This is a genomic window from Pseudomonas sp. NPDC086112 (genome assembly GCF_044746425.1).
Classification (GTDB): Bacteria; Pseudomonadota; Gammaproteobacteria; order Pseudomonadales; family Pseudomonadaceae; genus Aquipseudomonas.
Window position 1 is genome coordinate 28,304 of the sequence record NZ_JBIVCD010000016.1, and the last position, 23,529, is coordinate 51,832.

Sequence of the window (23,529 nt, forward strand, 5' to 3'; positions counted from 1 at the left end):
GACACAAATGCCGGATTTGATGGCCCCTTCGCGAGCAAGCCCGCTCCCACATTAACTTAGAGTTTGGCTTTCACCGCCGGCAATGCATCCTTTCCATCCACTGTCTTCACCCCGTCCAGCCACTTATCCAGCACCGCCGGGTTGGCCTTGATCCACGCCTTGGCCGCGGCGGCATTGCTGATCTTTTTATTCACCACCTCGGCCATGATGCTGTTCTCCATTTCCTGGGTAAAACTCAGGTTGGTGAGCAGTTTGCCGACATTCGGGCAGGCCTGTGCATAACCTTTGCGGGTCAGTGTATAAACGCTGCCGGTGTCACCGAAGTATTTCTCGCCGCCCTTCAGGTAATGCATTTTCAGCTGTACGTTCATCGGATGTGGCGTCCAGCCGAGAAAGGTCACGAACTTCTGTTTCTTCACCGCCCGAGACACTTCGGCCAGCATCGCCTGCTCACTGGACTCAATCAGTTTCCACTGACCCATATCGAAGTCGTTCTTCTTGATGATCTCTTGCAGCGAGATGTTCGCCGGGGCGCCTGAGCCGATGCCATAGATCTTCTTGTCAAACTTGTCGGCGTACTTGTTCAAGTCATTAAAGTTATGCACACCCGCGTCCCAAACGTAATCCGGAACCGCCAGCGTGAACTCGGTGCCATCAAGGTTCTTCGCCAGTTGCGTAACGTCGCCATTGGCCACGAACTTGTCATAGAAACCCTGCTGCGCCGGCATCCAGTTACCCAGGAACACGTCCACCTGGCCATCCTTCAGACCGCCAAAGGTGATCGGCACCGCCAGCGTGTCGACCTTGGCCTTGTAGCCCATGCCGTCCAGCAGAAACCCGGTGATGGCGTTGGTTGCAGCGATGTCGCTCCAGCCAGGGTCGGCCATTTTCACCGTCTCGCAGCTTTGCTCGGCATAGGCCGAGGCACTGCCCAGAGCCAGAAGCCCGACCGTCAGTACTGTGGATAACCTTTGCATGGACTTCCCCTTAACATTATTGGTTTTGGCAGGGTTGTGGATAACGTGCTTTGCGTTCCAGATCGTCGAGGTCGATGTGGTTGCGCATGTACTGCTGGCTGGCGTCCACCAGCGGCTGGTGATCCCAGCTCTTCAGCTTGCCGATCGTCAGGGCGTCGGCGACGAAACGCCGGCGTCGCTGGCTGGCGAGCACCTGTTGGTGGATCGCCGGGATATCCCATTTGGCCCGCGCTTCGGCGAGAAACTCTTCGAAAAGCTGCCGATATTGCGGCGATTGGCTAAGTTCTTCCTGTTCCTTCGGATCGTTATGTACATCGAAGAGTAGGCATGGGTCGTCTTCGCTGTAGATGAATTTGTAAGCACCGCGGCGAATCATCATCAACGGGCTGATGGTGCCCTCAGCCATGTATTCACCGAAAACTTCATCGTGACCGCCCTGCCCTTGCAGATGCGAAACCAGCGAGCGGCCGTCCAGCGGCAAACCCGGCTCCAGCGAGCCACCGGCCAATTCCACAAAGGTCGGTAGCAGGTCGGCAGTGGACACCGCTGCGCTGACCCGCCCAGCCCCGAATTGCCCTGGTGCACTGATCAACAGCGGTACACGGGCAGCCATTTCGTACCAGTGCATTTTGTACCAGAGGCCGCGCTCGCCGAGCATGTCGCCGTGGTCACCGGAGAAGACGATGATGGTGTCATCGATCAGCCCGGTTTCCTCGAGTGTTTGCAGCAGTTTGCCGACGTTGCTGTCGATATAGCTGCACGCACCGAAATAGGCGCGGCGCGCATCGCGAATCTTATCCACAGGCAGCGGCTTGTCCCACAGGTCGTAGACTTTGAGCAAACGCTGGGAGTGAGGATCAAGTTGATCCTGTGCAGGTGTCTCGGGCAAAGGGATGTCGGCGTCGTCGTACATATCCCAGAAAGCTTTGGGAATCGTGTACGGATCGTGTGGGTGAGTCATCGACACGGTCAGGCAGAACGGCTGATCGCCCTCCTCGCGGATGTGGTCGAACAGGTATTGCTGGGCCTTGAACACCACCTCTTCGTCGAAATCCAGCTGATTGGTGCGCACGCAGGGCCCGGCTTGCAGGACCGACGACATGTTGTGATACCAGGTTGGACGCACATCCGGCTCATCCCAGTTCACCGACCAACCGTAATCGGCCGGGTAGATGTCGCTGGTCAGGCGTTCTTCATAGCCGTGCAACTGGTCCGGGCCGCAGAAATGCATCTTGCCCGACAGCGCGGTGCGATAACCGAGGCGCCGCAAGTAGTGGGCATAGGTCGGTACATCGGCGGGGAAGTCGGCCGCGTTATCGTAGGCGCCGATCTTGCTCGGCAACTGACCGCTGACCAGAGTAAAACGCGACGGCGCGCAAAGAGGGCTATTGCAATAAGCGGCGTCGAACACCACGCCTTCAGCGGCGAGGCGGCTGAGATTCGGCAGTTTGATCGGCGAAGGGCCGTAGAACGGCAACATTGGCGCGGCCATTTGATCGGCCATGATGAAAAGAATATTTTTGCGCTTCATGTGATCGCGGCATTCCATAGTGGATATTTATGCGAGAGTGCTGTGATCGAGCATGGAGTCCATAATCTTTGTGGTAAAGCCCATGCCAGGCAATGACTAGGATAAGCACAGCTTATGTATGACGCCCTCGGTGATTTGTCCCTGGACCTGCTGCGTGCCTTTGAAGCCGCGGCCCGGCAGCGCAGCTTCACCGCGGCCGCGGTGGAGCTCGGCACCACGCAACCGGCCATCAGCCAGCAGATCAAACGATTGGAAGAACAGCTCGCTACACGGTTGTTCGACCGGATTTATCGCGGTATCGAACTGACCGAGGCCGGGACCATTCTGTTCGAGCAAGTTCAGCTCGGTTTGCAGAATATCGAAGCAGGATTGAGCGCAATCAGCGCACAACAGCAGCACGAAGTGTTGCAAGTGGCCACCGATTTTGCCTTCGCCGCGTACTGGCTGATGCCGCGTCTGCATCGCTTCCATACCGCCAACCCTCAAGTGGACGTCAGTCTGGTCACCAGCGAGCGTAGCCACAACATGCTGCGAACCGATATCGATGTGGCGGTGCTGTTCGGCGATGGCCGGTTCAAGCAAGGCGAGAGCCATTGGCTGTTCAGCGAAGAGGTGTTTCCGGTGTGCAGCCCGCTGCTATTGAAGGACCGCGCCCTGCCCTTGCCGGCCCAGTCATTGCTGGAGTTTCCGTTGTTGCACTTGCGAGGCGAACACAGCAGTAACTGGTTCGACTGGAGCGGCGTGTTTCGCGAGCTGGGGATCACCTCGGCCCCGGCTCCGGGGCAACTGCGCTTCGACAATTACACCTTGCTGATTCAGGCGGCGATTGGCGGCCAGGGCGTTGCGATCGGGTGGCGGCACCTTGTGGATAACTTGTTGACGCAAGGTCTGTTGTGTCGCCCGATTGCCGACACGGTGATTTCCAGGCTGGGTTATTACGTGGTCCTGCCCCAGCGCAAACGGCGTGGGGCGTTGATTCAGCTGTTTGTGGATTGGTTGATGGCGGAACAGGCCAGCAGTGCGCAATCGCTCAATGGTCTTCCTTTGCCTTCGATTGCGGTGTAAAGCTAAAGCGAAAAGATCGCAGCCTTCGGCAGCGCCCACAGGCGCGTAGGAGCTGCCGAAGGCTGCGATCTTTTACGATTCCGAAGTCCCAACAAAACTCACATGCTCACCCACATGCAGGTTCAGGTGCAGCTCATCGGCAATCCCTATGGCTACCCTGTTCAATTGTTCCAGCGCTGCGGCCAGACCAGGTTCCAGGCTACTGCTGACGTGACTGAAATGCTCGATGGTCAGCCCGGGCACGCGGCGTGGTGCATTGACCAAGGTCCAGTGCAAAGAGCTGCTTTGTAGAGACTCGCGGATTTCTTCGGCGGCGTGGCGTTGCAACGGGTCTTCGATTTCCGGGTCGTCCAGTACCTCGAAATCGCCCACCACAAACAGCCGGGCAATACCTGCGGCCTGCATACCGTCGATCAGTGCATCCACCGCCAGCACCTCCTCGACCGGGCCGGGCACGATGGATTTTTCGATGTGTTCACTGTTCATCGGCAACCCTGGCGCATCGAGCAGGCAGATCACCGCCGAGCAGCCGGCCACGCTCTGCTTGACCCGCTTGGCATCGAACAGGTCACCAGCCTTGGTGCGTAAACCCGGGCGCGGCGCGAGCGCGTTCAAGTCATCGAGAATCGCGATCACTTCATGCTGGCGCCGCAGCATTTCAGCCATCAGCGCACTGCCCAGGCTACTCATGGCACCATAAAGCACCACCTTCACCACTGGGGTTTCGGCATTTTTCATGGATGTGCTCCGTACTTGCTGCCTATATAGCGTGTGACCTGCGGGAAGCGGGGTGGGTTCGACAAGTAGTTTTAGAGGGGGTTGAGATGCAACAGATCAAGGGTTACCACGCCCATGTCTACTTCGATGCCAGCACCCTGCCACAGGCACGGGCCTTGTGTGAGCAGGCCGCGCAATTGTTTCCACTGAAAATGGGGCGCATGCACGAACGCCCGGTGGGCCCGCACCCGGACTGGAGCTGCCAATTGGCTTTCGAGCCGCAATACATTGGCGAGGTGTTGCCGTGGCTGGCGCTCAACCGCAAGGGGTTGGTGGTCTTCCTGCACCCGGACACGGGCGACGATCTGCTCGACCACACCGAACATGCGATCTGGATGGGCGCGATCCGGCCGCTGAACCTGTCTGTTTTCTGATCAGAGTTGTTCTTGGGCCTCGCCGGGCAAGTGCTCGTCCAGATGCAGCCAAGGCAAACGGCTGTCGGTCCAGATATGCCGCTCGGCCGGCGCCTGCTCGGGATGGTCGAGGGTGGCGATGGTCACATCGATGCTCTCGGGGCTGAGCTGCGTTACCAGCGCCAGTTGCGCCCCACAGTTTGGGCAGAAATACCGCACGCAAGTGGATGAAGATTCGTACCGCGACGGCGTACCTGTCACCCAGGTAAATGCCGAAGCGTGCACGGTGATCCAGGTGGTTACGATCCCGCCGCTGACCCGTCGGCAAATCGAGCAATGGCAGTGTGCAATGTCGTGCAATGGCCCGCTGAATTGATAGCGCATTTGTCCGCAGTGGCAGCCGCCAGTGTGAAGTTTGCCCATGTCTTTTGCTCCTGACCCCGTGTTTACGGACTCTCAACCCGGCCGACGACCGGTCGTACATTCGGTCAATGCTTTCACTCGCGAAAGCTGGCTGAAAGCTTCCCCGATTAGGATCGCCCTCACTGCCGGCAACAGACCGGTTGGCCAATGCGAGTGCTTTATCGCCCGCCCGGTCCATTAAACAACAACAATGGTGATTCTGATGTCCGCTACTACCCGCCTCTTCGCTGTCACTCCGCCCGTACGTCTCGTGCTTCCCGTTCTGCGCTGACCCCATCCGGTTCGCCATTCCCTAGCCGCGCTACGCCTGGAGTATTCCTATGCTGACTTTCCTTGGCTTCGCCATGGTCATCACGTTCATGTTCCTGATCATGACCAAGCGCCTGTCCGCGCTGATCGCTCTGATCATCATCCCGATTATCTTCGCCCTGTTCGGCGGTTTCTCGCCGAAGATCGGCCCGATGATGCTTGAAGGCATCACCAAGCTCGCGCCGACCGGCGTGATGCTGATGTTCGCCATTCTCTACTTCGCCCTGATGATCGACTCCGGTCTGTTCGACCCGGCCGTGCGCAAGATCCTTAAACTGGTCAAGGGCGACCCGCTGAAAGTTTCGGTCGGTACCGCCGTACTGGCGCTGATCGTGTCCATGGACGGTGACGGCGCGACCACTTACATGATCTGCGTAGCCGCCATGCTGCCGCTCTACAGCCGCATCGGCATGAGCCCGCGGATCATGGCCGGTCTGATCATCCTCGCCGGCGGCGTGATGAACATGACCCCTTGGGGTGGCCCGACGGCTCGTGCGGCCAGTGCTCTGCATGTCGACCCGTCCGCCATTTTCGTACCGATGATTCCGGCGATGCTGGCCGGCGTGGTGGCGATCCTGGCAATCGCCTATTTCTACGGTAAACGCGAGCGTGCACGTCTGGGTGAACTGCACCTGGTCGGTGATGAAGTCGATCACAGCGAAATCAGCGTTTCGCAGTTCCCGGATGCCCGTCGTCCAAAGCTGATCTGGTTCAACGGGGCCTTGACCCTGGGACTGATGTGCACGCTGGTCGCCGGCCTGTTGCCGCTGCCGGTGCTGTTCATGGTGGCGTTCAGTATCGCGATGATCGTCAACTACCCTTGCCTGCAAATGCAGAAGGATCGCGTTGCGGCCCACGCCGGTAGCGTGCTGGCGGTGGTCGGGTTGATCTTTGCCGCGGGTATCTTCACCGGTATCCTGTCGGGCACCGGCATGGTCGATGCCATGTCGAAAAGCCTGCTGGCGGTTATCCCCGATTTCCTCGGCCCGTACCTGGCTGTGATTACCGCGCTGGTAAGCATGCCGTTCACGTTCTTCATGTCGAACGATGCTTTTTATTACGGCGTGCTACCGGTACTTGCCGAAGCCGCCAGTCATTACGGTATAACCGCAGTGGAAATGGCACGTGCCTCGATCGTCGGTCAGCCCGTCCACTTGCTGAGCCCGCTGGTACCATCGACTTATCTGTTGGTGGCCCTGGCCGGTATCGAATTCGGTGATCATCAGCGGTTCACCCTGAAGTGGGCAGTATTGGTTTGCCTGTGCATACTGGTCGCTGCGTTGCTGATGGGGATTTTTCCGCTGTTCAGCACTCTATAAGCCCAAGACTCACCATGACGGGTCCAGGCTTTGTTGTTTGAAGCCTGGGCCCTTTGTGGTTTAAACACTCGCTCAAAGGAATACACATGGAATGGCTGACCAACCCTGAAATCTGGGTTGCCTTCTTCACCCTGACTGCCCTGGAGATCGTCCTGGGCATCGACAACATCATCATGATCTCGATCCTGGTCAGCCGCATGCCCAAACACATGCAGGCGCGCACCCGGATTTTCGGCCTGGCGCTGGCCATGATCACGCGGATCCTGTTGCTGCTGTCGATCACCTGGGTCATGCGCCTCACCTCCGACCTGTTCGAAGTGTTCGGCCAGGGTATTTCCGGGCGTGACCTGATCCTGTTCTTCGGTGGTCTGTTCCTGCTGTGGAAGAGCTCGCAAGAGATGTACCACGCGCTGGAAGGTGAAGATGAAGTCGGCGACGAGCCTTCGGGCAAGGGCGGCAATTTCCTGTACACCATCATCCAGATCGCGATCATCGACATCGTGTTCTCGCTGGACTCGGTGATCACCGCGGTGGGCATGGTGTCCCACGTACCGGTCATGGTTGCGGCGATTGTCGTAGCGGTACTAGTGATGATGTGGGCTTCTGGCACCATCAGCGAGTTCATCGACAAGCACCCGTCGCTGAAGATGCTGGCGCTGTCGTTCCTGTTGCTGGTCGGTACCGTGCTGATTGCCGAATCGCTCGACGTGCACTTGCCAAAAGGCTACGTCTACTTCGCCATGGCGTTCTCGCTGGCGGTGGAAGCGATCAACATCAAGATGCGCACCGCGATGATGAAAAAGAGGAAGCAGCAGGAGCCAGTGAAACTGCGCAAGGATGTTCCGGGGCAGTAACCCGACTCTGTGTGGGAGTTAGCCTGCCCTGTAGGAGCGAGGCTTGCCCGCGAAGGCGGTGTGTCAGTTAACAACAATGTCGACTGACACACCGCCTTCGCGGGCAAGCCTCGCTCCTACAGGCCGGTTCGCTCCCACATTTGTTTGCTCAATGTGCTATCTGTACGCCCCCTTTCTCTCCTCTACAGCAAACTGTTTTCATGACAGTTTTGTTTCAATCGCCTCTTTAGCTATGCGATGCTGGCGCCCAGACCGTTAGCCAACTACAGCTTATGTACAGAACGTAGAAAAACGCGCGGCACCGTCGACTTGCCCCACTGGGGCGCTACCACCACAGGGGGCCTGTATGCTCACCCTGCTCAATTTGTTATCAGCCGTGGCCCTTTTGATCTGGGGCACGCACATTGTCCGAACCGGCATCCTGCGGGTTTATGGCTCCAACTTGCGCCACGTGATCGCCCATAACATGTCCAGGCGCTGGCTGGCGTTTGTCGCCGGGATCATGGTGACCGCCATGGTCCAGAGCAGCAATGCCACCGCCATGCTCGTGACCTCGTTTGTCGGTCAGGGCCTGATGGCGCTGACCCCGGCCCTGGCGACCATGCTCGGTGCCGACGTGGGTACCGCGCTGATGGCGCGGGTACTGACTCTCGACTTGTCGTGGCTGTCGCCGCTGCTGATTTTCCTCGGGGTGATTTTCTTTCTGTCACGCAAGCAAACCCGGGTCGGACAGATGGGCCGGGTCGGCATTGGTCTGGGGCTGATCATTCTGGCGTTGCAACTGATCGTCGAGGCCGCCGCGCCGATCACTCAGGCGCAAGGGGTGAAGGTCATCTTCGCCTCCCTGACCGGCGATATTCTGCTCGATGCCTTGGTCGGCGCGCTGTTTGCGATGATTTCCTACTCCAGCCTGGCCGCCGTTTTGCTGACCGCGACCCTCGCCGGTGCCAGCGTGATCAGCCTGCCAGTGGCCATCGGCCTGGTGATCGGCGCCAACATCGGCAGCGGCATTCTGGCTTTCCTCAGTACCAGCATGCAGAACGCGGCCGGCCGTCAGGTGGCGCTCGGCAGCCTCTTGTACAAACTGATCGGCCTGCTACTGATCATTCCGGTGCTCGACCCGTTGGTACACTGGATCGACAGCCTCGACTTCAGCCCTCAGGAAATGGTCATCGGCTTCCACCTGCTCTACAACACCGTGCGTTGCCTGATCCTGTTGCCCAGCGTCGGGCCGATGGCCAAGCTCTGTGCGTGGTTGCTGCCAGAGCGGCCGGACATCAATGGCACAGCCAAACCACGGCATCTCGACCCGACCGCCCTGGTCACCCCGAGTCTGGCGCTGGCCAACGCTGCCCGAGAAACCCTGCGCATCGGCGATCTGGTCGACAGCATGCTCGAAGCCATGCTCGACGTGCTGCGCGGCAAACAGACCGCCGTCACCCAGGAAATTCGTCGCCTGACCGATGATGTCGAAGCGCTCTACAGCGCCATCAAACTCTATCTGGCGCAAATGCCCCGCGAAGACCTCAGCGAACAGGACAGCCGGCGCTGGGCGGAAACCATCGAGCTGGCGATCAATCTGAAACTCTCCAGCGACCTGATCGAGCGCATGCTGCGCAAGGTTCAGCAGCAGAAAACCTCGCAACGCCGGTCTTTTTCCGAGGTGGGCCTGGAGGAGTTGGCGGGGCTGCACAGTCAGTTGATTTCCAATCTGCGTCTGGGGTTGTCAGTGTTTCTTAGTGCCGACCTGGAAAGTGCCCGTCAGTTACTGCGTGAGAAACGTCGCTTTCGCGCACAGGAGCGCCGTCTGGCCCACGCTCATGTCAGCCGTTTAAACCGTAAGATCGTACAAAGTATCGAGACCAGTTCGCTGCACCTGGAACTGATTGCTGACATGAGACGCTTGAATTCGTTGTTCTGCAGCAGCGCCTATGCAGTGTTGGGTACTTCGGATACTGGCGCTCTGGCGGTCGACGATTTGACTGACATCACTCATTCACCCTGAACGTCCACAGTTGCCTGAAGTCTGTTGAACTTACGCGGGTCGTACGGAAATTCGTTATGCGTTGTTTGCTGTTCGCTTGTCTGCTGCTCGGCTCACTGCCTTCATTTGCCCTGGATCGCTTTCAGGTCGAGGGCTACACGTTGCGCAACGGCCTGCAATTGGTCCTCAAACCGGGCACCGAGCGCGGGCATGTGGCGATCCGGTTGGTGGTTGGCGTAGGCCGGGATGATTTCAGCTGTGCCGACAAGGAGCTGCCGCATCTACTCGAACATCTGCTGTTCAGCGGCATCGACGCCACCGGCGAAGGCGGTCTGGAAGAGCGCATGCAGGCCTTGGGCGGTGAGTGGAATGCCTACACCAGCAATGCCGACACGACCTTCGTCATCGAAGCCCCGGCGAAAAACCAGCGCAAGGTCCTCGACCTGTTATTGGCGCTGCTGACCCAGACCCGTATCGACGACCCTGCGATCAACGTCGCCAAGCAAGTGGTCGAGCGCGAAGACGGTGGTCATTACTCGCACCTGCAACGCTGGCTGGATCGCCAGGACCTGGGTCATACCGCCAGTAATCAGTTGGCGGTGGAGCTGGGCCTCAAATGCCCCGAGCGCGCGCAAGTCGATCACCTGACCCGCGAGCAATTGGAGAAGGTGCGCAAGGACTGGTATGCGCCCAACAACATGACCCTGATCGTGGTCGGCGACCTCGACCGCCTCCTGCCGGCCTATCTGGAACGGGCCTATGGTGCGCTCGAAGCGGTTGAGCCTAGCGCTCACCTGCCGCTGCCAGACATTCAGGCCAGCGCGGCCCACGAGCGCAATTTGAGTAACGGTTTTGTCGGTGGCGGTGCCAAATTGCATTGGCTGGTGCCGGAGCCGGTGCTGGAAGACCTGCATGACGAAACCTTTGACCTGCTCAAGGACTATCTGGACTGGGCGCTCTATCGCCAATTGCGCCTGGCCCATGGGTTGTCCTACGGTCCCTCGGCCGAGCGCGAGGTATTTGGCGGGGTGGGCTTCATGAGCCTGAACGCCGACCTCGATCGCGACGACGTGCTGGCAGCGGAACAGGTGCTGGATGAGCTTAAAGCCGATCTGCTCAAGAACGGCCTCGACGCCGCCACCTTCGCCCGTCTCAAGCAAGCCGCCATCGCTCGTCAGGCCTGGGCCGTGCAAGGCAACAGCGCCCTGGCGGACTATTACTGGAGCGCCCTTGGCGACTACGAGGATGGCCATTTCGTCAACCCGGCCAAGGCACTGCAAGACGTGACCCTGGCCGAGGCGAACAAGGCAATGCGCGAATTGCTGCTGCAACCGGGGTATCTGCGGATCGAGAAGCCGCTGATGAGTTATGACCAGGTGATGTGGACGATTGTCGGGGGATTTGGACTGATGGTGCTCGGGTTATTGGCTTGGCGCGTCCACCGCAGAAAGCAATGATTTCCCTGTGGCGAAGGGCAAGCCCCCTCGCCACGGGGCCCCTCGGGCGGTACCCTGTCGAGGATTTTTCCCACGACTATTGTGAATCGCCGAATGCCGAACCTGACCCTGTACGTACAGCGCCTCCTGGAGTTGATGAAGCGCTATCCCGGGGTCATTGCGCTCGGCGGTTTCATTTCAGGGGTCGGCAGCTTCATGCTGGTGGATCGCCAACAAGGTCTGGCGACGTGGATCACCACCATCATGCTGATCAGCTGGGTCTGGTTGATGCTGGAAAACAGCCTCACCAAGCTGTTCGCCAGGGTCTTCAAGCGCGAGATACCCCAGCCACTGCTGCGTTACGCAACGCAGATGATCCATCAGGAAAGCCTGTTCTTCGTCCTGCCGTTCTTTTTAATCACCACCACCTGGAACAGCGGCCAGTTGTTCTTCACTGGATTACTGAGCATGGCGGCGCTGATTTCGATCATCGACCCGCTCTACTACAAATGGCTGGCACCGCGCCGCTGGGCGTTCTTGGCGCTGCACACACTGACCCTGTTCGCGGCCCTGTTGACCGCCCTGCCCGTCATCCTGCACCTGACCACCGCCCAAAGCTTCAAGCTGGCGCTAGGCATTGCCATGCTGCTGTCGTTCCCGAGCCTGGCCTCGATCTTCCCGATTCGCACTGTGCGCAATGCGCTGGCGATCCTCAGCATCACCGTCGGCATCGGCGCCGCTGGTTGGGTGCTGCGCTCCTGGGTTCCACCGGCGACGCTGTGGATGACCGATGTGGCGATCAGCACTCAAATGCAGGACCGCACCCCCGGCAAGAGCCTGGAGGAAGTCAGCGCCGAACAGATTCGCGGAGGTGGGCTGTATGCATACACTGCGATCAACGCTCCGCGGGGGCTGGCCGAGCGGATTTATCACGTCTGGATATTCAACGGTAAAGAAGTCGACCGTATTCCCCTGGACATCCACGGCGGGCGCAAGGAAGGCTACCGCGCCTGGACCCACAAGCAGAACTTCCCCGGCAACCCCGCAGGCAAATGGCAGGTTCGGGTGCTGACTGAAGACGGTCAGTTGATTGGCGTGTTGCGCTTCAAAGTCATGGACAGCACACCCATCAAAGAAAAGTAACGCGGTTCGTGCTATTAGTCAGATCTGCGTAATAGCCGAACAAGCACGGAGCTTATGACTAGCAGCACAACGCCTGGCAGTGCCCGACTGGACACCTCGCACAGCCCTGCCCTGTTGCGGGTCACGGGTGACTGGACGCTCGCCCATTACGCCGACCTCAGCCGCCTGAGTGAAAAGCTCCGTGGCCAATACGACAACAACACCCACATCGATCTCAATGGTCTCGGCGCGCTCGATACGGCGGGTGCGTCATTGCTGGTGGAGTTGCTGGGAGCCGAGCGTCTGGGCAAATCTGCCGAACACCCCGATTGCACCCTTTCCTCCGCTGATCGCGCCTTGTTGCAGACGGTGTATTGCTCGCTGACCGATTTCTGCGTGCCGATCAAAGAACCGGAAATCAGCGTCAGCATTCAACTGCTGACCCGCATCGGCCGCGCGGTCGATGCTGTTTGGCAGGACACGTTGCAACTGTTGGGTTTCGTCGGCCTGATCCTGGAAACCATCGCTCGCGGGCTGTTTCGTCCCAAGCGCTGGCGCCTCACGCCGATGGTCGCCCACATCGAACAGACCGGCCTCGACGCGGCCCCCATCGTCGCCTTGCTGACCTTTCTGGTGGGCGCTGTGGTGGCGTTTCTCGGGGCGACGGTGCTGGCGAGTTTTGGCGCGAGTATTTTCACCGTGGACCTGGTGGCGTTCTCTTTTCTGCGGGAGTTCGGCGTGTTGCTCACGGCGATCCTGATGGCGGGCCGCACCGCCAGCGCGTTCACCGCGCAGATCGGTTCGATGAAGGCCAATGAAGAAATCGACGCGATCCGCACCCTGGGCCTCGACCCGATGGAGTTGCTGGTAGTACCCCGCGTCCTGGCGTTGCTGGTGGCGCTGCCGATGTTGACCTTTCTGGCGATGGTGTCAGGGATTGTCGGCGGTGGCGTAGTCTGCGCGCTGTCGCTGGATATCTCGCCGGCGATGTTTCTGTCATTGCTGCAATCGGACATCGGCGTTCAGCACTTTCTGGTGGGGATCGTCAAAGCGCCGATTTTTGCGTTCCTGATCGCCGCCATCGGCTGCCTCGAGGGCTTCAAGGTCAGCGGCAGCGCCGAGTCCGTCGGCGCGCACACCACGTCCAGTGTGGTGCAGTCGATTTTCGTGGTGATCGTGCTCGACGCCGTGGCTGCGTTGTTTTTCATGGAGATGGACTGGTGAGTCGTTTACCCCGAGCGCCTTCAGAGGCAGTGATCGAAGTCCGTGGGCTGTGTAATCGCTTCGGCCGCCAGAGCGTGCACGAGAACCTCGACCTGGACTTGTACAAGGGCGAGATTCTGGCGGTGGTCGGCGGTTCCGGCAGCGGTAAATCGGTGCTGCTGCGCAGCATTGTCGGCCTGCGTCAGCCCAGCGAAGGGCTGGTGAAGGTCTTCGGCAAGAACTTGCCGAGCCTGTCGGAGCACGAGCGCTCGCTGGTCGAACGGCGGTTCGGTGTGTTGTTCCAGAAAGGCGCCTTGTTCTCTTCGCTCACCGTGACCGAGAACGTTGCCCTGCCCCTGATTGAACACGCCGGCCTGAGCCGTGCCGACGCCGAGCATCTTGCGGCAGTGAAAATGGCGTTGGCCGGGCTGCCGTTGTCGGCGGCCGACAAATACCCTGCTTCGCTGTCCGGTGGCATGATCAAGCGCGCGGCCCTGGCCCGAGCACTGGCGCTGGACCCGGACATCCTGTTTCTCGACGAGCCCACCGCTGGTCTAGACCCGATTGGCGCCGCGAGTTTCGATCAACTGATCCTGACCCTGCGCGATGCCTTGGGTCTGAGCGTGTTTCTGGTGACCCACGACCTCGACACGCTCTACACCATCACCGACCGGGTGGCGGTGCTGGCGCAGAAAAAAGTGCTGGTGGCGGACGCCATCGACAAGGTGTCGGAAACCGATGATGCGTGGATTCACGAATACTTCCATGGCCCTCGCGGCCGCGCGGCGCTGACGGCCGCTAACCAGCTCAACGAGGTCTGACATGGAAACCCGAGCCCATCACGTATTGATTGGCCTGTTCACCGTCATAGTGGTGGCAGGCGCCCTGCTCTTCGGTCTGTGGCTGGCCAAATCCAGCGTCGATACCGAATTCAAGGATTACGAAATCGTCTTCAACGAGGCGGTCAGCGGCCTGTCCAAGGGCAGCGCCGTGCAGTACAGCGGGATCAAGGTCGGCGACGTGGTGATGCTGCGCCTGGACCCGAACGATCCGCGCCGGGTGTTGGCGCGGATTCGCCTGGGCGGAGACACTCCGATCAAAGAAGACACTCAGGCCAAGCTGGCGCTGACCGGGATCACCGGGACCTCGATCATCCAGCTCAGCGGCGGCACGCCACAAAGTCCGACGCTCAAGGGCAAGGACGGTAATTTGCCGACAATCGTTGCATCGCCCTCGCCCATCTCTCGATTGATGAACGACAGTAACGACCTGATGACCGGTGTGAACGTGTTGATGCAGAACGCCAATCAGATGTTTTCTTCGGAAAACGTCGAGCGCATCAGCAAGACCCTTGAGCATCTGGAGCAAACCACCGGCACCATCGCCGACCAGCGCGGCGACATCGGTCAGGCCATGCAGCAACTGGCGTCGATCGGTAAACAGGCCTCCGCCACACTCGAACAAACCGCTGCGTTGATGCGCAACGCCAACGGCCTGCTCAACGATCAGGGCAAGCAGATGTTTGGCAGTGCCGAGCAAGCCATGAAGTCCCTGGAACAAAGCAGCGCGACCATCAACACGTTGCTCTCCGCCAATCAGGATTCCCTCAACAGCGGCATGCAGGGCCTCAATGGCCTGGCACCGGCGGTGCGTGAGCTGCGCGATACCTTGAGTTCGTTGCGGACCATTTCCCAGCGGCTTGAGGCCAACCCCAGCGGTTACCTGCTGGGCAGCGACAAAAACAAGGAGTTCACGCCATGAAGCTGGCTCATCTCGCCCTCCTCGCCGGTTTTGCGTTGGTCGCTTCCTGTTCGATTTTCCCCAAGACCGAGCCGTCCGATGTCTATCGACTGCCGTCGGCCCAGCGCGACGCATCGGCCCATCACGGCACGCCGCAGCGCTGGTCGTTGCGGCTGGCCAAGCCTCAAACCAGCGAAGCCTTGAACAACCCGAAAATCGCCGTAATCCCTCAGGGTGATCTGATCAGCAGCTACAAGGCTTCACGCTGGAGCGATCCGGCACCGGTGCTGTTGCGCAATCGTCTGCTCGATGGTTTCCAGCGTGACGGTCGCGTGCCGTTGCTCAGCACCGATGACAGTAATTTCCAGGCAGACCTGGAACTGGGCGGCAACCTGCAAGCGTTCCAGACCGAGTACCAAGGCACGGCGGCGAGTGTGGTCGTGCGCCTGGATGCGTTGTTGGTGCGTGGGTATGACCAGCGAATCCTCGCCAGCCGACGCTTTGAAGTGCGTCAGCCGTTAAGCGATGTGAAGGTGTCGGCGGTGGTGACCGGTTTTGGTCAGGCCAGCGATCAATTGACGGCGCAGGTGGTGGCTTGGACGGTGGAGCAAGGTCAGAAAGTTGCGCCGCCGCTGAGGCCATAAAAGTCGGACGCACATCTAATGTGGGAGCGGGCTTGCTCGCGAAGGCGGTGTGTCAGTCAACAGGGATGTTGAATGTGCCGGCCTCTTCGCGAGCAAGCCCGCTCCCACAGGGTTTTCGGTTAGCCGAAGAACCAGTAGCAAACCCCGATGGCCCCCAGCACCCCCGCCAATTCCGCCAGCAACGCACACCCCACGGCATGCCGTGCGCGCTGAATGCCCACCGCGCCGAAGTACACCGCCAGTACATAAAAGGTTGTTTCAGTACTGCCCTGGACCGTCGCCGCCACCAGCGCCGGGAAGCTGTCGACTCCAGAGGTTTTCATGGTTTCGATCAGCATTGCCCGAGCGGCGCTGCCGGAGAAGGGTTTGACCATGGCCGTCGGCAGCGCGTCGACAAAGCGGGTATCCCAACCGGCCCACTCCACCAGATGACGGATCCCGTCCAGACCGAAATCCAGCGCCCCGGATGCTCGCAGCACGCCCACGGCGCAAAGCATCGCCACCAGATACGGCAGCAGGTTCTTGGCCACGTCGAAGCCTTCTTTGGCACCTTCGATGAACGCCTCGTAGACCTTCACTTTGCGTAATGCGCCGATCACCAGAAACAGCATGATCAACCCGAACAGCGTCACGTTGCCGAGGATCGATGACAGGCTCGCCAGAGCGGTCGCCGAGAGCGTCGCCAGCAGCGCCATGAACGCACCGAGGGCCAAGGCACCGGGAATCAGGTAGGCGAGCACCACCGGGTCCCAGAGGCGCAGACGCTGCATGAACGCCACCGACAACAAGCCCACCAGGGTCGAACAACTGGTGGCCAGCAGGATTGGCAGGAACACCAGGGTCGGATCGGGCGCACCTTGCTGGGCGCGGTACATGAAAATCGTCACCGGCAGCAGGGTCAGGGACGAGGCGTTGAGCACCAGAAAGAGGATCTGCGCGTTGCTGGCGATGGTGTCGCTGGGATTGAGCTCTTGCAGCGCCTTCATGGCTTTGAGGCCGATCGGCGTGGCGGCGTTGTCCAGGCCCAAGCCATTGGCGGCGAAGTTGAGGGTGATCAAACCGATGGCCGGATGCCCGGGCGGCACCTCCGGCATCAGGCGCAGGAACAGCGGGCCCAACGCCTTGGCCAGCCATTCGACGATCCCGGCCTTTTCCGCGATCCGCAGAAAACCCAGCCAGAGGGTGAGGGTGCCGAACAGCAGGATCATGACCTCGACCGACAGTTTGGCCATGGCGAAAATGCTCTCCACCATCGCCGCAAAGATTCCGGCGTTACCGCCGATCAGCCACTGCGCGAGCGCCGATACGGCCGCCACGATGAAGAAGCCAAGCCACAGGCCATTAAGCATCAGTCAAATCCCCCGGAAGATGCGGCGAATGATAGCGGGGTAGGCAGAAACGACAAACCCCGGATTTCTCCGGGGTTTGTTTGCGAGATTTCGTCATACACGTAATGTGCGTGCTACCTCGTACTGTAGGAGCGAGGCTTGCCCGCGAATGGGACGCTGCGGTGTTTCAGTTACACGGCGTTATCGTTCTTCGCTGGCAAGCCATGCTCCTACAGGTTTTTGTGTCAGTTGCTGGAAATTTCGCCAACCGGCAACTTTTCCTTGCTGCGCCAGTGCGGCAGGGAGTTCCAGTAGCGCTCGCCCTTGGCGTCGTCGTACATGCCTTCCCAACGTGCGATGACCAGCACGGCCAAGGCGTTACCGATTACGTTCAGCGCGGTACGGGCCATGTCCATGATGCGGTCGACACCGGCAATGAACGCCAAGCCTTCCAACGGAATACCGACACTGCCCAGAGTCGCCAGCAGCACCACGAAGGACACACCCGGTACGCCGGCGATGCCTTTGGAGGTGACCATCAGCGTCAGCACCAGCAGCAACTGTTGGCTGATCGACAGGTCGATGCCGTAGAGCTGGGCGATGAAGATCGCCGCGATGCTTTGGTACAGCGTCGAACCGTCGAGGTTGAACGAGTAGCCGGTCGGCACCACGAAGCTGCAAATGGCTTTCGGCGCGCCGTAGGCTTCCATCTTCTCGATCACGCGCGGCAGCACGGTTTCGGAACTGGCGGTGGAGTAGGCCAGGACCAGCTCATCCTTGAAGATGCGCATCAGCTTGATCACCGAGAAGCCGAACAGGCGAGCGATCAGGCCCAGCACCACGAAGGCGAAGAAGGCGATGGCGAAGTAAACCAGAACGACCAGTTTGGCCAGCGGCAGCAAAGAGGCGAAGCCGAAGTTGGCCACGGTCACCGCGATCAATGCGAACACGCCGATCGGGGCGTAGTTCATGATCATGTGGGTGACCTTGAACATGCTTTCCGATACGCCCTGGAACATCTTCACCAGCGGCTCGCGCAGGTCCGATTGCAGGCTCGACAGACCGAGACCGAACAACACGGAGAAGAAGATGATCGGCAGCATCTCGCCGCGGGCCATGGCCGCGAAAATGTTCGACGGGATCAGGTTGAGGATGGTCTGGATGAACGCATGTTCATGCTGAACTTCGGCGGCGGTGGCCTGGTACTTGGAAATATCCACCGTCCCCAGGGTGCTCATGTCGATGCCGCTGCCCGGATGGACCACGTTGGCCAGCACCAGACCAACCAGAATGGCGATGGTGGTGACGATCTCGAAGTAAATGATGGTCTTCAGACCGATGCGACCGAGTTTCTTCGCGTCACCCACGCCAGCAATGCCGACGATCAGCGAGGAGATCACGATCGGGATCACGATCATCTTGATCAGACGGATAAAGATATCGCCTGCCGGTTGCAGCACGTTGCTGATCCACCAGGCTTTTTCGGCACTGAAATGGTTGAGCAGTGCACCAATTGCTATCCCCAGAACCAGACCGATGAGGATCTGCCAGGCGAGGCTAAGCTTTGCCTTCTTCATATCTTTACCCTTACTTGCGTTTGACTCAGGCTGATGCATGAACTGAAACGCTCAATGGCGAACAAATCTTGCATCGGCCCCCGTATAAGGTCCCCGCGAGCGAGCATTTACAGCTCTCAGGCAGCGAAAAAGGCGCAACTATTCCGATGCAGGGAAGCGCCGTCTAATGCCGTAAACGCCTACCCTATGCCGAATCGGCATGAGATTTTCTTACTGAAACCCGCGTCCCAACCGGTTTGAATGCGACATTCAGGCGGGCATAAGTGCCGTATGCCGGCCATTTCAGCGCAGGACGAAGGTTTTTAAATAAGCGGAAATTTAGGAAAAAGCCTACGTTTGGCTGCGAATTCTCTTATCGGGAAAGTCGGAGCTTTCTCGATATACGGTCACGAAGAAACACCGCGAAACGGTTTTGCGGGGAATATGCACCAATAGCAGATGAGCTGAATGCTCTAGATCAACGTTTTGCACGTTGAAGCTCTCCGCAAGTTCGTCGAGCCGCTCTGGCCCCGGCGAACTTGCGTCGCAGCTTTGCCTGACCCGGCCCTTGCGCAGGTACTCCCTGTACCCGTAGGTCACTCCGACCCTGAAACAGTCAGAACGTCCCGACCCCTTGGTCATGCGTCTACCGTCCTCGGGTAGCGCAGTGGAAAAAGGCGCTGTGGCCTCTTTCGTGTTTCGAAACTCAATACCCGTCTGGATCTTTTTTAATTGGCACTGCCGCCCAGAAGCAGGGCGGCTGCCATTGTCTTTAACGAAATGCTCATGTTCAGCCTCGACCGCGGCGGCCAAAGAAGAAGGAAGCAATGAACATCACCAGGAATACGACAAAGAGAATCTTGGCGATACCCGTGGCGGTGCCCGCGATACCACCGAAGCCCAATACTGCAGCGATGATGGCAATGATCAGGAATGTGATTGCCCAGCTCAACATGGTGATTCTCCTTACGCTTCTATTTAAAGGTGTTGCTTGTGGTGCTTATCCCGGCGCGTTGAGCGCGCCAAGTTCGTTTACTTAAAACACCCAACGCTCCTGAGGCGTCTCGTCCACAGGCTGGGCCTGGTCGACGTCCATCATTCGCATCGAGTCGCTGTCAGCCAGGTTGCTGCTGACCGCGCTGAAATGGGTTTGGGGTGCGTGTGGAATCGACAGGTGCGGCGTCTCTGGCTGCTGGCTCTGTTCCCAGCGCAAGAACTGCTGGCCGCCAATCAAGGTGATCAACAATGCCAGCAGGGCAAACAAACCCTGCTGGATATGTAGTGGCGAGATACGCAATTGGGCGGCACCTTGGCGATTCATCCTGAAGTTCCTCCCTCTAGGGGTAGGTTGGCGGGCACTGATTGATTAAATGCCCTGATTACTCAGATACCTGCAGCCTGCATGCCACCTTTTTGTCAGGTTTAATCTGATTAAAATCAATTGGTTACATGGTTTGTGGAAATGGGTTTGGACGCATCCTGCACGATGGCCCATTCAAGGCCGTGCGTAATGCACGATGGATTCGCCAAAACTTTCAATATTTTTGGAATTGAAGGAAGGGCGCGGATGTCAGAAAGGGACGCAGGCAATTGCCGAAGAACGGTTCATTAATAAAAGATTAAATAAATCAGTGGGTTATCTTGTTGTTAAGTAGATAGCACCGCTGATATGGCTGAAATCGGCCACAATCAATCATGCAACTTGCCCGATTTTTCCGGGCCTAACCCACTTCAACAATAAAGGAGCGTAGGAACATGGAATCAGCCACTGAGCATCAAGGCCGCATTCTGCTGGTAGACGACGAGTCCGCCATCCTTCGAACCTTTCGCTATTGCCTCGAAGACGAAGGCTATAGCGTGGCTACGGCGACCAGCGCGGCTCAGGCTGAAGCCTTGTTGCAGCGCCAGGTTTTTGATCTGTGCTTCCTCGATTTGCGCCTGGGTGAAGATAATGGCCTTGATGTGTTGGCTCAGATGCGCATCCAGGCGCCCTGGATGCGGGTGGTGATTGTCACTGCTCACTCGGCCGTGGACACTGCCGTGGATGCGATTCAGGCCGGTGCCGCCGACTATCTGGTCAAACCTTGCAGCCCCGACCAGTTGCGTCTGGCCACTGCCAAACAACTGGAAGTTCGGCAGCTCTCGGCGCGTCTGGAAGCCCTCGAAGGTGAAGTGCGAAAACCCAAGGAGGGCCTGGACTCCCACAGTCCGGCGATGAAAGTGGTGCTCGAAACCGCACGCCAGGTTGCCAGTACTGACGCTAACATCCTGATTCTCGGCGAGTCCGGCACCGGTAAAGGTGAACTGTCACGGGCAATTCACGGCTGGAGCAAACGCCAGAAGAAGTCCTGCGTCACCATCAATTGCCCGTCCCTGACTGCCGAACTAATGGACAGCGAACTTTTCGGCCACAGCCGGGGGGCGTTCACCGGTGCCAGCGAAAGCACGTTGGGTCGTGTCAATCAGGCCGACGGCGGAACGTTGTTTCTCGACGAGATCGGCGATTTTCCCCTGACCTTACAGCCAAAATTGCTGCGTTTCATTCAGGACAAGGAATACGAACGCGTGGGCGACCCGGTAACCCGTCGCGCCGACGTGCGAATCCTCGCCGCCACTAACCTCAACCTGGAAGACATGGTTCGCGATGGTCGTTTCCGTGAGGACTTGCTCTATCGTCTCAACGTCATCACCTTGCACCTGCCGCCGCTTCGCGAGCGCAGGGAAGATATTTTGAACCTGGCTGACCGCTTCCTGGCGCGCTTCGTCAAGGAATACTCGCGTCCAGCCCGGCGTTTCAGCGACGAGGCGCGCGAAGCGCTGCTCAGCTACCGCTGGCCGGGCAACATTCGCGAGCTGCGCAACGTGGTGGAGCGCGCGAGCATTATTTGTCCGCAGGAGCGGGTAGAGCTCAGCCACTTGGGCATGGCCGAAACCCCGACCAACCACACGCCACGAATCGGTGCTGCGCTGAGCCTGGATGAATTGGAAAAAGCTCACATTGGCGCGGTTCTCGCCACGGCCGACACGCTGGATCAGGCGGCCAAAACCTTGGGTATCGATGCCTCGACCCTGTACCGCAAACGCAAGCAGTACAACTTGTGAGTCGTAACCGATGAAACTGGCGATGACGTTGCGCACCCGGCTGTTTCTGAGTATTTCCGCACTGATTACGGTGGCGCTGCTTGGGCTCTTGCTCGGGCTGGTTGGCGTGATGCAGATGGCAGGGACTCAGGAAGCCCTGATCCGTGACAACTTCGTCACGCTGGATCTGGGATTGAAGCTGCGTCAGGCCCTGGGTGATCAACTGATCATCATGCTCGACGAGCAACCGGATCCTGCGGCGTTCGAGGCGTCCAAACAGCATTCCCTTGAATTGTTTGACGAAGGCATTGCTCGCGAACCGTCCAGCGAAGGTGCCCAGTATGGTTTCAAAAAGGCCAAGGCTGATTATCAGAACCTACTGCAGTCCTTTGATCTTTCCAGTACTCCTATCCAGGTAGTCGGTGGTGACGGGAATCTTGCGGAAAAATTCAACGCATTGCGTAACGGTTTGATCTCTGAACAAAAACGCGCGCTGGCTAACATCGCTGAGATCGAGCGCAAGGCCCGGGAGCGGGCACTGTTGATTGCCGGCCTGCTTGGGTTGGTCGGGGTGGCGGTGTTGTTCATCGGCTTCATTACCGCCCATGCGATCGCCCGGCGGTTCGGGGCTCCGATCGAGGCCTTGGCCGCAGCGGCTGACAACATCGGCCAGGGTAATTTCGAAGTGACCCTGCCGATTTCCTCCGCGGTGGAAATGAACCAACTGACCCGGCGTTTCGGCATCATGGCCGAGGCCTTGCGTGAGCACCAGGCTACCAATATCGACGAACTGCTCGCCGGCCAGCAACGCTTGCAAGCGGTGCTCGACAGCATCGACGACGGTTTGCTGATCATTGATCGTCAAGGTCATCTCGAGCACCTCAACCCGGTGGCTCAGCGTCAGTTAGGCTGGGACACCGATCGTCTCGGCCAAGGGCTGGGTACAGCGCTTGAGCGTCCCGAACTGGATGAACAACTGCAACTGGTATTACGCGGTGGCACGCTGGAACGAGCGCCGGACGACCTGAGCATCGAAGTCGATGGAGAGTCGCGATTGCTGACATATAGCCTGACGCCGGTCAGCCATACCCAGGGTCATATTCTCGGCGCCGTGATGGTGTTGCATGACGTTACCGAACAGCGGGCCTTTGAAAGAGTGCGCAGTGAGTTCGTCTTGCGCGCCTCCCATGAGTTGCGCACACCGGTTACCGGGATGCACATGGCATTCGGCCTGTTCCGCGAGCGGACGCATTTTGCCGAAGACTCCCGCGAAGCTGACCTACTGGACACCGTCAACGAAGAAATGCAGCGCCTGATGCAGTTGATCAACGACTTGCTGAATTTCTCTCGCTATCAAAACGGCCTGCAAAAACTCTCCTTGGCGCCATGCTCCATCGAAGACTTGCTGGATCAGGCCCAGACACGTTTTGCCCGCTTGGCGCAGGAGAAGGGTATCGAACTGCTGGTGGAAGTGCAGGGGCCGTTGCCGCGGTTGCAAGCCGATCAGGCGCAGCTGGAACGGGTGCTCGACAACCTGATCGACAACGCCTTGCGCCATACCTCCCACGACGGACTGATACGTTTGCAGGCCCGGCGCCATGGTGAACGGATGATTATCAGCGTCGAGGACAACGGCGAAGGCATTGCCTACGGCCAGCAGGGACGGATCTTCGAGCCCTTCGTTCAGGTCGGTCGCAAAAAGGGCGGTGCCGGGCTGGGTCTGGCGCTGTGCAAGGAAATCGTGCAGTTGCACGGCGGACGGATGGGTGTCTATTCGCGGCCGGGGCAGGGGACGCAGTTCTACATGGCGCTGGCGATATAAGCCGG

At 59.0% G+C, this 23,529-nt stretch carries 21 protein-coding genes; 13 read left to right on the forward strand and 8 right to left on the reverse strand.

Features of this window, described 5'->3' with window-relative positions; translation table 11 throughout:
• Nucleotides 1-56: 56 nt before the first annotated feature.
• A complete protein-coding gene (gene choX / locus ACIPLA_RS13840; RefSeq protein WP_218395735.1) occupies nucleotides 57-977 on the reverse strand; it encodes a choline ABC transporter substrate-binding protein in 921 nt (306 codons plus the stop codon).
• Nucleotides 978-993: 16 nt separating this feature from the next.
• Entirely contained in the window at nucleotides 994-2,508 is a 1,515-nt protein-coding gene (gene betC, locus ACIPLA_RS13845) for a choline-sulfatase (RefSeq protein WP_401173604.1), read from the reverse strand.
• A gap of 114 nt (nucleotides 2,509-2,622) precedes the next feature.
• On the opposite strand from betC, the gene ACIPLA_RS13850 reads away from it, so the two are divergent.
• Nucleotides 2,623-3,573, forward strand: a complete 951-nt coding sequence (locus ACIPLA_RS13850) for a choline sulfate utilization transcriptional regulator (RefSeq protein WP_218395741.1) — start codon at nucleotides 2,623-2,625, stop codon at nucleotides 3,571-3,573.
• A gap of 72 nt (nucleotides 3,574-3,645) precedes the next feature.
• Here the strand turns inward: ACIPLA_RS13850 and ACIPLA_RS13855 are convergent, their stop codons facing one another.
• On the reverse strand, nucleotides 3,646-4,311 hold the full coding sequence (locus ACIPLA_RS13855; protein ID WP_401173606.1) for an NAD(P)-dependent oxidoreductase: 666 nt from the start codon (nucleotides 4,309-4,311) through the stop codon (nucleotides 3,646-3,648).
• A gap of 86 nt (nucleotides 4,312-4,397) precedes the next feature.
• Here ACIPLA_RS13855 and ACIPLA_RS13860 point away from each other — a divergent pair, with 86 nt between their 5' ends.
• Nucleotides 4,398-4,724 (forward strand): DOPA 4,5-dioxygenase family protein, encoded by a 327-nt coding sequence (locus ACIPLA_RS13860; protein ID WP_401173608.1) that lies wholly within the window; start codon nucleotides 4,398-4,400, stop codon nucleotides 4,722-4,724.
• Here ACIPLA_RS13860 and ACIPLA_RS13865 read toward each other — a convergent pair whose 3' ends face one another.
• Complete coding sequence (locus ACIPLA_RS13865) at nucleotides 4,725-5,126, reverse strand: GFA family protein (RefSeq protein ID WP_401173610.1); 402 nt, start codon at nucleotides 5,124-5,126, stop codon at nucleotides 4,725-4,727.
• A 320-nt stretch (nucleotides 5,127-5,446) separates the two neighbouring features.
• On the opposite strand from ACIPLA_RS13865, the gene ACIPLA_RS13870 reads away from it, so the two are divergent.
• From ACIPLA_RS13870 to ACIPLA_RS13910, 9 genes are all read left to right on the forward strand, one after another.
• A complete protein-coding gene (locus tag ACIPLA_RS13870) occupies nucleotides 5,447-6,754 on the forward strand; it encodes a CitMHS family transporter (RefSeq protein ID WP_123495544.1) in 1,308 nt (435 codons plus the stop codon).
• 86 nt (nucleotides 6,755-6,840) lie between these two features.
• Nucleotides 6,841-7,608 carry a TerC family protein gene (locus tag ACIPLA_RS13875; RefSeq protein ID WP_192345206.1) on the forward strand — a complete coding sequence of 256 codons (768 nt, stop codon included), beginning with the start codon at nucleotides 6,841-6,843 and terminating at the stop codon, nucleotides 7,606-7,608.
• 346 nt (nucleotides 7,609-7,954) lie between these two features.
• Nucleotides 7,955-9,613: a Na/Pi cotransporter family protein gene (locus ACIPLA_RS13880; RefSeq protein WP_192345207.1), complete on the forward strand. Its 1,659-nt coding sequence runs from the start codon at nucleotides 7,955-7,957 to the stop codon at nucleotides 9,611-9,613.
• Nucleotides 9,614-9,669: 56 nt separating this feature from the next.
• Nucleotides 9,670-11,049 carry a M16 family metallopeptidase gene (locus tag ACIPLA_RS13885; RefSeq protein ID WP_401173613.1) on the forward strand — a complete coding sequence of 460 codons (1,380 nt, stop codon included), beginning with the start codon at nucleotides 9,670-9,672 and terminating at the stop codon, nucleotides 11,047-11,049.
• A gap of 93 nt (nucleotides 11,050-11,142) precedes the next feature.
• A complete protein-coding gene (locus ACIPLA_RS13890; RefSeq protein ID WP_123495538.1) occupies nucleotides 11,143-12,171 on the forward strand; it encodes a DUF5924 family protein in 1,029 nt (342 codons plus the stop codon).
• Nucleotides 12,172-12,225: 54 nt separating this feature from the next.
• The gene (locus tag ACIPLA_RS13895) at nucleotides 12,226-13,374 is read left to right on the forward strand and encodes an ABC transporter permease (RefSeq protein WP_218395760.1); all 1,149 of its coding nucleotides are present in this window, start codon (nucleotides 12,226-12,228) and stop codon (nucleotides 13,372-13,374) included.
• Nucleotides 13,371-14,174 carry an ABC transporter ATP-binding protein gene (locus ACIPLA_RS13900; protein ID WP_008007958.1) on the forward strand — a complete coding sequence of 268 codons (804 nt, stop codon included), beginning with the start codon at nucleotides 13,371-13,373 and terminating at the stop codon, nucleotides 14,172-14,174. The genes ACIPLA_RS13895 and ACIPLA_RS13900 overlap by 4 nt, the downstream gene beginning before the upstream one ends.
• A 1-nt stretch (nucleotide 14,175) precedes the next feature.
• A complete protein-coding gene (locus ACIPLA_RS13905) occupies nucleotides 14,176-15,114 on the forward strand; it encodes an MlaD family protein (RefSeq protein ID WP_192345211.1) in 939 nt (312 codons plus the stop codon).
• Entirely contained in the window at nucleotides 15,111-15,737 is a 627-nt protein-coding gene (locus ACIPLA_RS13910) for an ABC-type transport auxiliary lipoprotein family protein (RefSeq protein ID WP_218395763.1), read from the forward strand. The genes ACIPLA_RS13905 and ACIPLA_RS13910 overlap by 4 nt, the downstream gene beginning before the upstream one ends.
• A gap of 119 nt (nucleotides 15,738-15,856) precedes the next feature.
• On the opposite strand, the gene ACIPLA_RS13915 is transcribed toward ACIPLA_RS13910, so the two are convergent.
• The 4 genes from ACIPLA_RS13915 to ACIPLA_RS13930 form a co-directional block, all read right to left on the reverse strand.
• Nucleotides 15,857-17,086 carry a nucleoside recognition domain-containing protein gene (locus ACIPLA_RS13915; RefSeq protein ID WP_401173616.1) on the reverse strand — a complete coding sequence of 410 codons (1,230 nt, stop codon included), beginning with the start codon at nucleotides 17,084-17,086 and terminating at the stop codon, nucleotides 15,857-15,859.
• Nucleotides 17,087-17,310: 224 nt separating this feature from the next.
• On the reverse strand, nucleotides 17,311-18,642 hold the full coding sequence (gltP, locus tag ACIPLA_RS13920) for a glutamate/aspartate:proton symporter GltP (RefSeq protein ID WP_123500496.1): 1,332 nt from the start codon (nucleotides 18,640-18,642) through the stop codon (nucleotides 17,311-17,313).
• Between the two features lie 769 nt (nucleotides 18,643-19,411).
• On the reverse strand, nucleotides 19,412-19,576 hold the full coding sequence (locus tag ACIPLA_RS13925) for a DUF1328 domain-containing protein (protein WP_003177151.1): 165 nt from the start codon (nucleotides 19,574-19,576) through the stop codon (nucleotides 19,412-19,414).
• A gap of 81 nt (nucleotides 19,577-19,657) precedes the next feature.
• A complete protein-coding gene (locus tag ACIPLA_RS13930; protein WP_192345214.1) occupies nucleotides 19,658-19,942 on the reverse strand; it encodes a hypothetical protein in 285 nt (94 codons plus the stop codon).
• Between the two features lie 434 nt (nucleotides 19,943-20,376).
• Between ACIPLA_RS13930 and algB the strand changes: the two genes are divergently transcribed.
• The gene (algB, locus tag ACIPLA_RS13935) at nucleotides 20,377-21,723 is read left to right on the forward strand and encodes a sigma-54-dependent response regulator transcription factor AlgB (RefSeq protein WP_008076269.1); all 1,347 of its coding nucleotides are present in this window, start codon (nucleotides 20,377-20,379) and stop codon (nucleotides 21,721-21,723) included.
• 10 nt (nucleotides 21,724-21,733) lie between these two features.
• Entirely contained in the window at nucleotides 21,734-23,524 is a 1,791-nt protein-coding gene (locus ACIPLA_RS13940) for an ATP-binding protein (protein WP_218395767.1), read from the forward strand.
• Nucleotides 23,525-23,529 lie beyond the last annotated feature (5 nt).

What these genes read in the sequence shown, in the direction of transcription:
- choX (WP_218395735.1), bottom strand. Translation starts at nt 977, where the DNA reads ATGCAAAGGTTATCCACAGTACTGACGGTCGGGCTTCTGGCTCTGGGC.
- ACIPLA_RS13875 (WP_192345206.1), top strand. Translation starts at nt 6,841, where the DNA reads ATGGAATGGCTGACCAACCCTGAAATCTGGGTTGCCTTCTTCACCCTG.
- ACIPLA_RS13885 (WP_401173613.1), top strand. Translation starts at nt 9,670, where the DNA reads ATGCGTTGTTTGCTGTTCGCTTGTCTGCTGCTCGGCTCACTGCCTTCA.
- algB (WP_008076269.1), top strand. Translation starts at nt 20,377, where the DNA reads ATGGAATCAGCCACTGAGCATCAAGGCCGCATTCTGCTGGTAGACGAC.
- ACIPLA_RS13940 (WP_218395767.1), top strand. Translation starts at nt 21,734, where the DNA reads ATGAAACTGGCGATGACGTTGCGCACCCGGCTGTTTCTGAGTATTTCC.
- ACIPLA_RS13925 (WP_003177151.1), bottom strand. Translation starts at nt 19,576, where the DNA reads ATGTTGAGCTGGGCAATCACATTCCTGATCATTGCCATCATCGCTGCA.
- ACIPLA_RS13930 (WP_192345214.1), bottom strand. Translation starts at nt 19,942, where the DNA reads ATGAATCGCCAAGGTGCCGCCCAATTGCGTATCTCGCCACTACATATC.
- gltP (WP_123500496.1), bottom strand. Translation starts at nt 18,642, where the DNA reads ATGAAGAAGGCAAAGCTTAGCCTCGCCTGGCAGATCCTCATCGGTCTG.
- ACIPLA_RS13895 (WP_218395760.1), top strand. Translation starts at nt 12,226, where the DNA reads ATGACTAGCAGCACAACGCCTGGCAGTGCCCGACTGGACACCTCGCAC.
- ACIPLA_RS13860 (WP_401173608.1), top strand. Translation starts at nt 4,398, where the DNA reads ATGCAACAGATCAAGGGTTACCACGCCCATGTCTACTTCGATGCCAGC.
- ACIPLA_RS13910 (WP_218395763.1), top strand. Translation starts at nt 15,111, where the DNA reads ATGAAGCTGGCTCATCTCGCCCTCCTCGCCGGTTTTGCGTTGGTCGCT.
- ACIPLA_RS13865 (WP_401173610.1), bottom strand. Translation starts at nt 5,126, where the DNA reads ATGGGCAAACTTCACACTGGCGGCTGCCACTGCGGACAAATGCGCTAT.
- ACIPLA_RS13855 (WP_401173606.1), bottom strand. Translation starts at nt 4,311, where the DNA reads ATGAAAAATGCCGAAACCCCAGTGGTGAAGGTGGTGCTTTATGGTGCC.
- ACIPLA_RS13890 (WP_123495538.1), top strand. Translation starts at nt 11,143, where the DNA reads ATGCCGAACCTGACCCTGTACGTACAGCGCCTCCTGGAGTTGATGAAG.
- betC (WP_401173604.1), bottom strand. Translation starts at nt 2,508, where the DNA reads ATGAAGCGCAAAAATATTCTTTTCATCATGGCCGATCAAATGGCCGCG.
- ACIPLA_RS13915 (WP_401173616.1), bottom strand. Translation starts at nt 17,086, where the DNA reads ATGCTTAATGGCCTGTGGCTTGGCTTCTTCATCGTGGCGGCCGTATCG.
- ACIPLA_RS13905 (WP_192345211.1), top strand. Translation starts at nt 14,176, where the DNA reads ATGGAAACCCGAGCCCATCACGTATTGATTGGCCTGTTCACCGTCATA.
- ACIPLA_RS13880 (WP_192345207.1), top strand. Translation starts at nt 7,955, where the DNA reads ATGCTCACCCTGCTCAATTTGTTATCAGCCGTGGCCCTTTTGATCTGG.
- ACIPLA_RS13870 (WP_123495544.1), top strand. Translation starts at nt 5,447, where the DNA reads ATGCTGACTTTCCTTGGCTTCGCCATGGTCATCACGTTCATGTTCCTG.
- ACIPLA_RS13850 (WP_218395741.1), top strand. Translation starts at nt 2,623, where the DNA reads ATGTATGACGCCCTCGGTGATTTGTCCCTGGACCTGCTGCGTGCCTTT.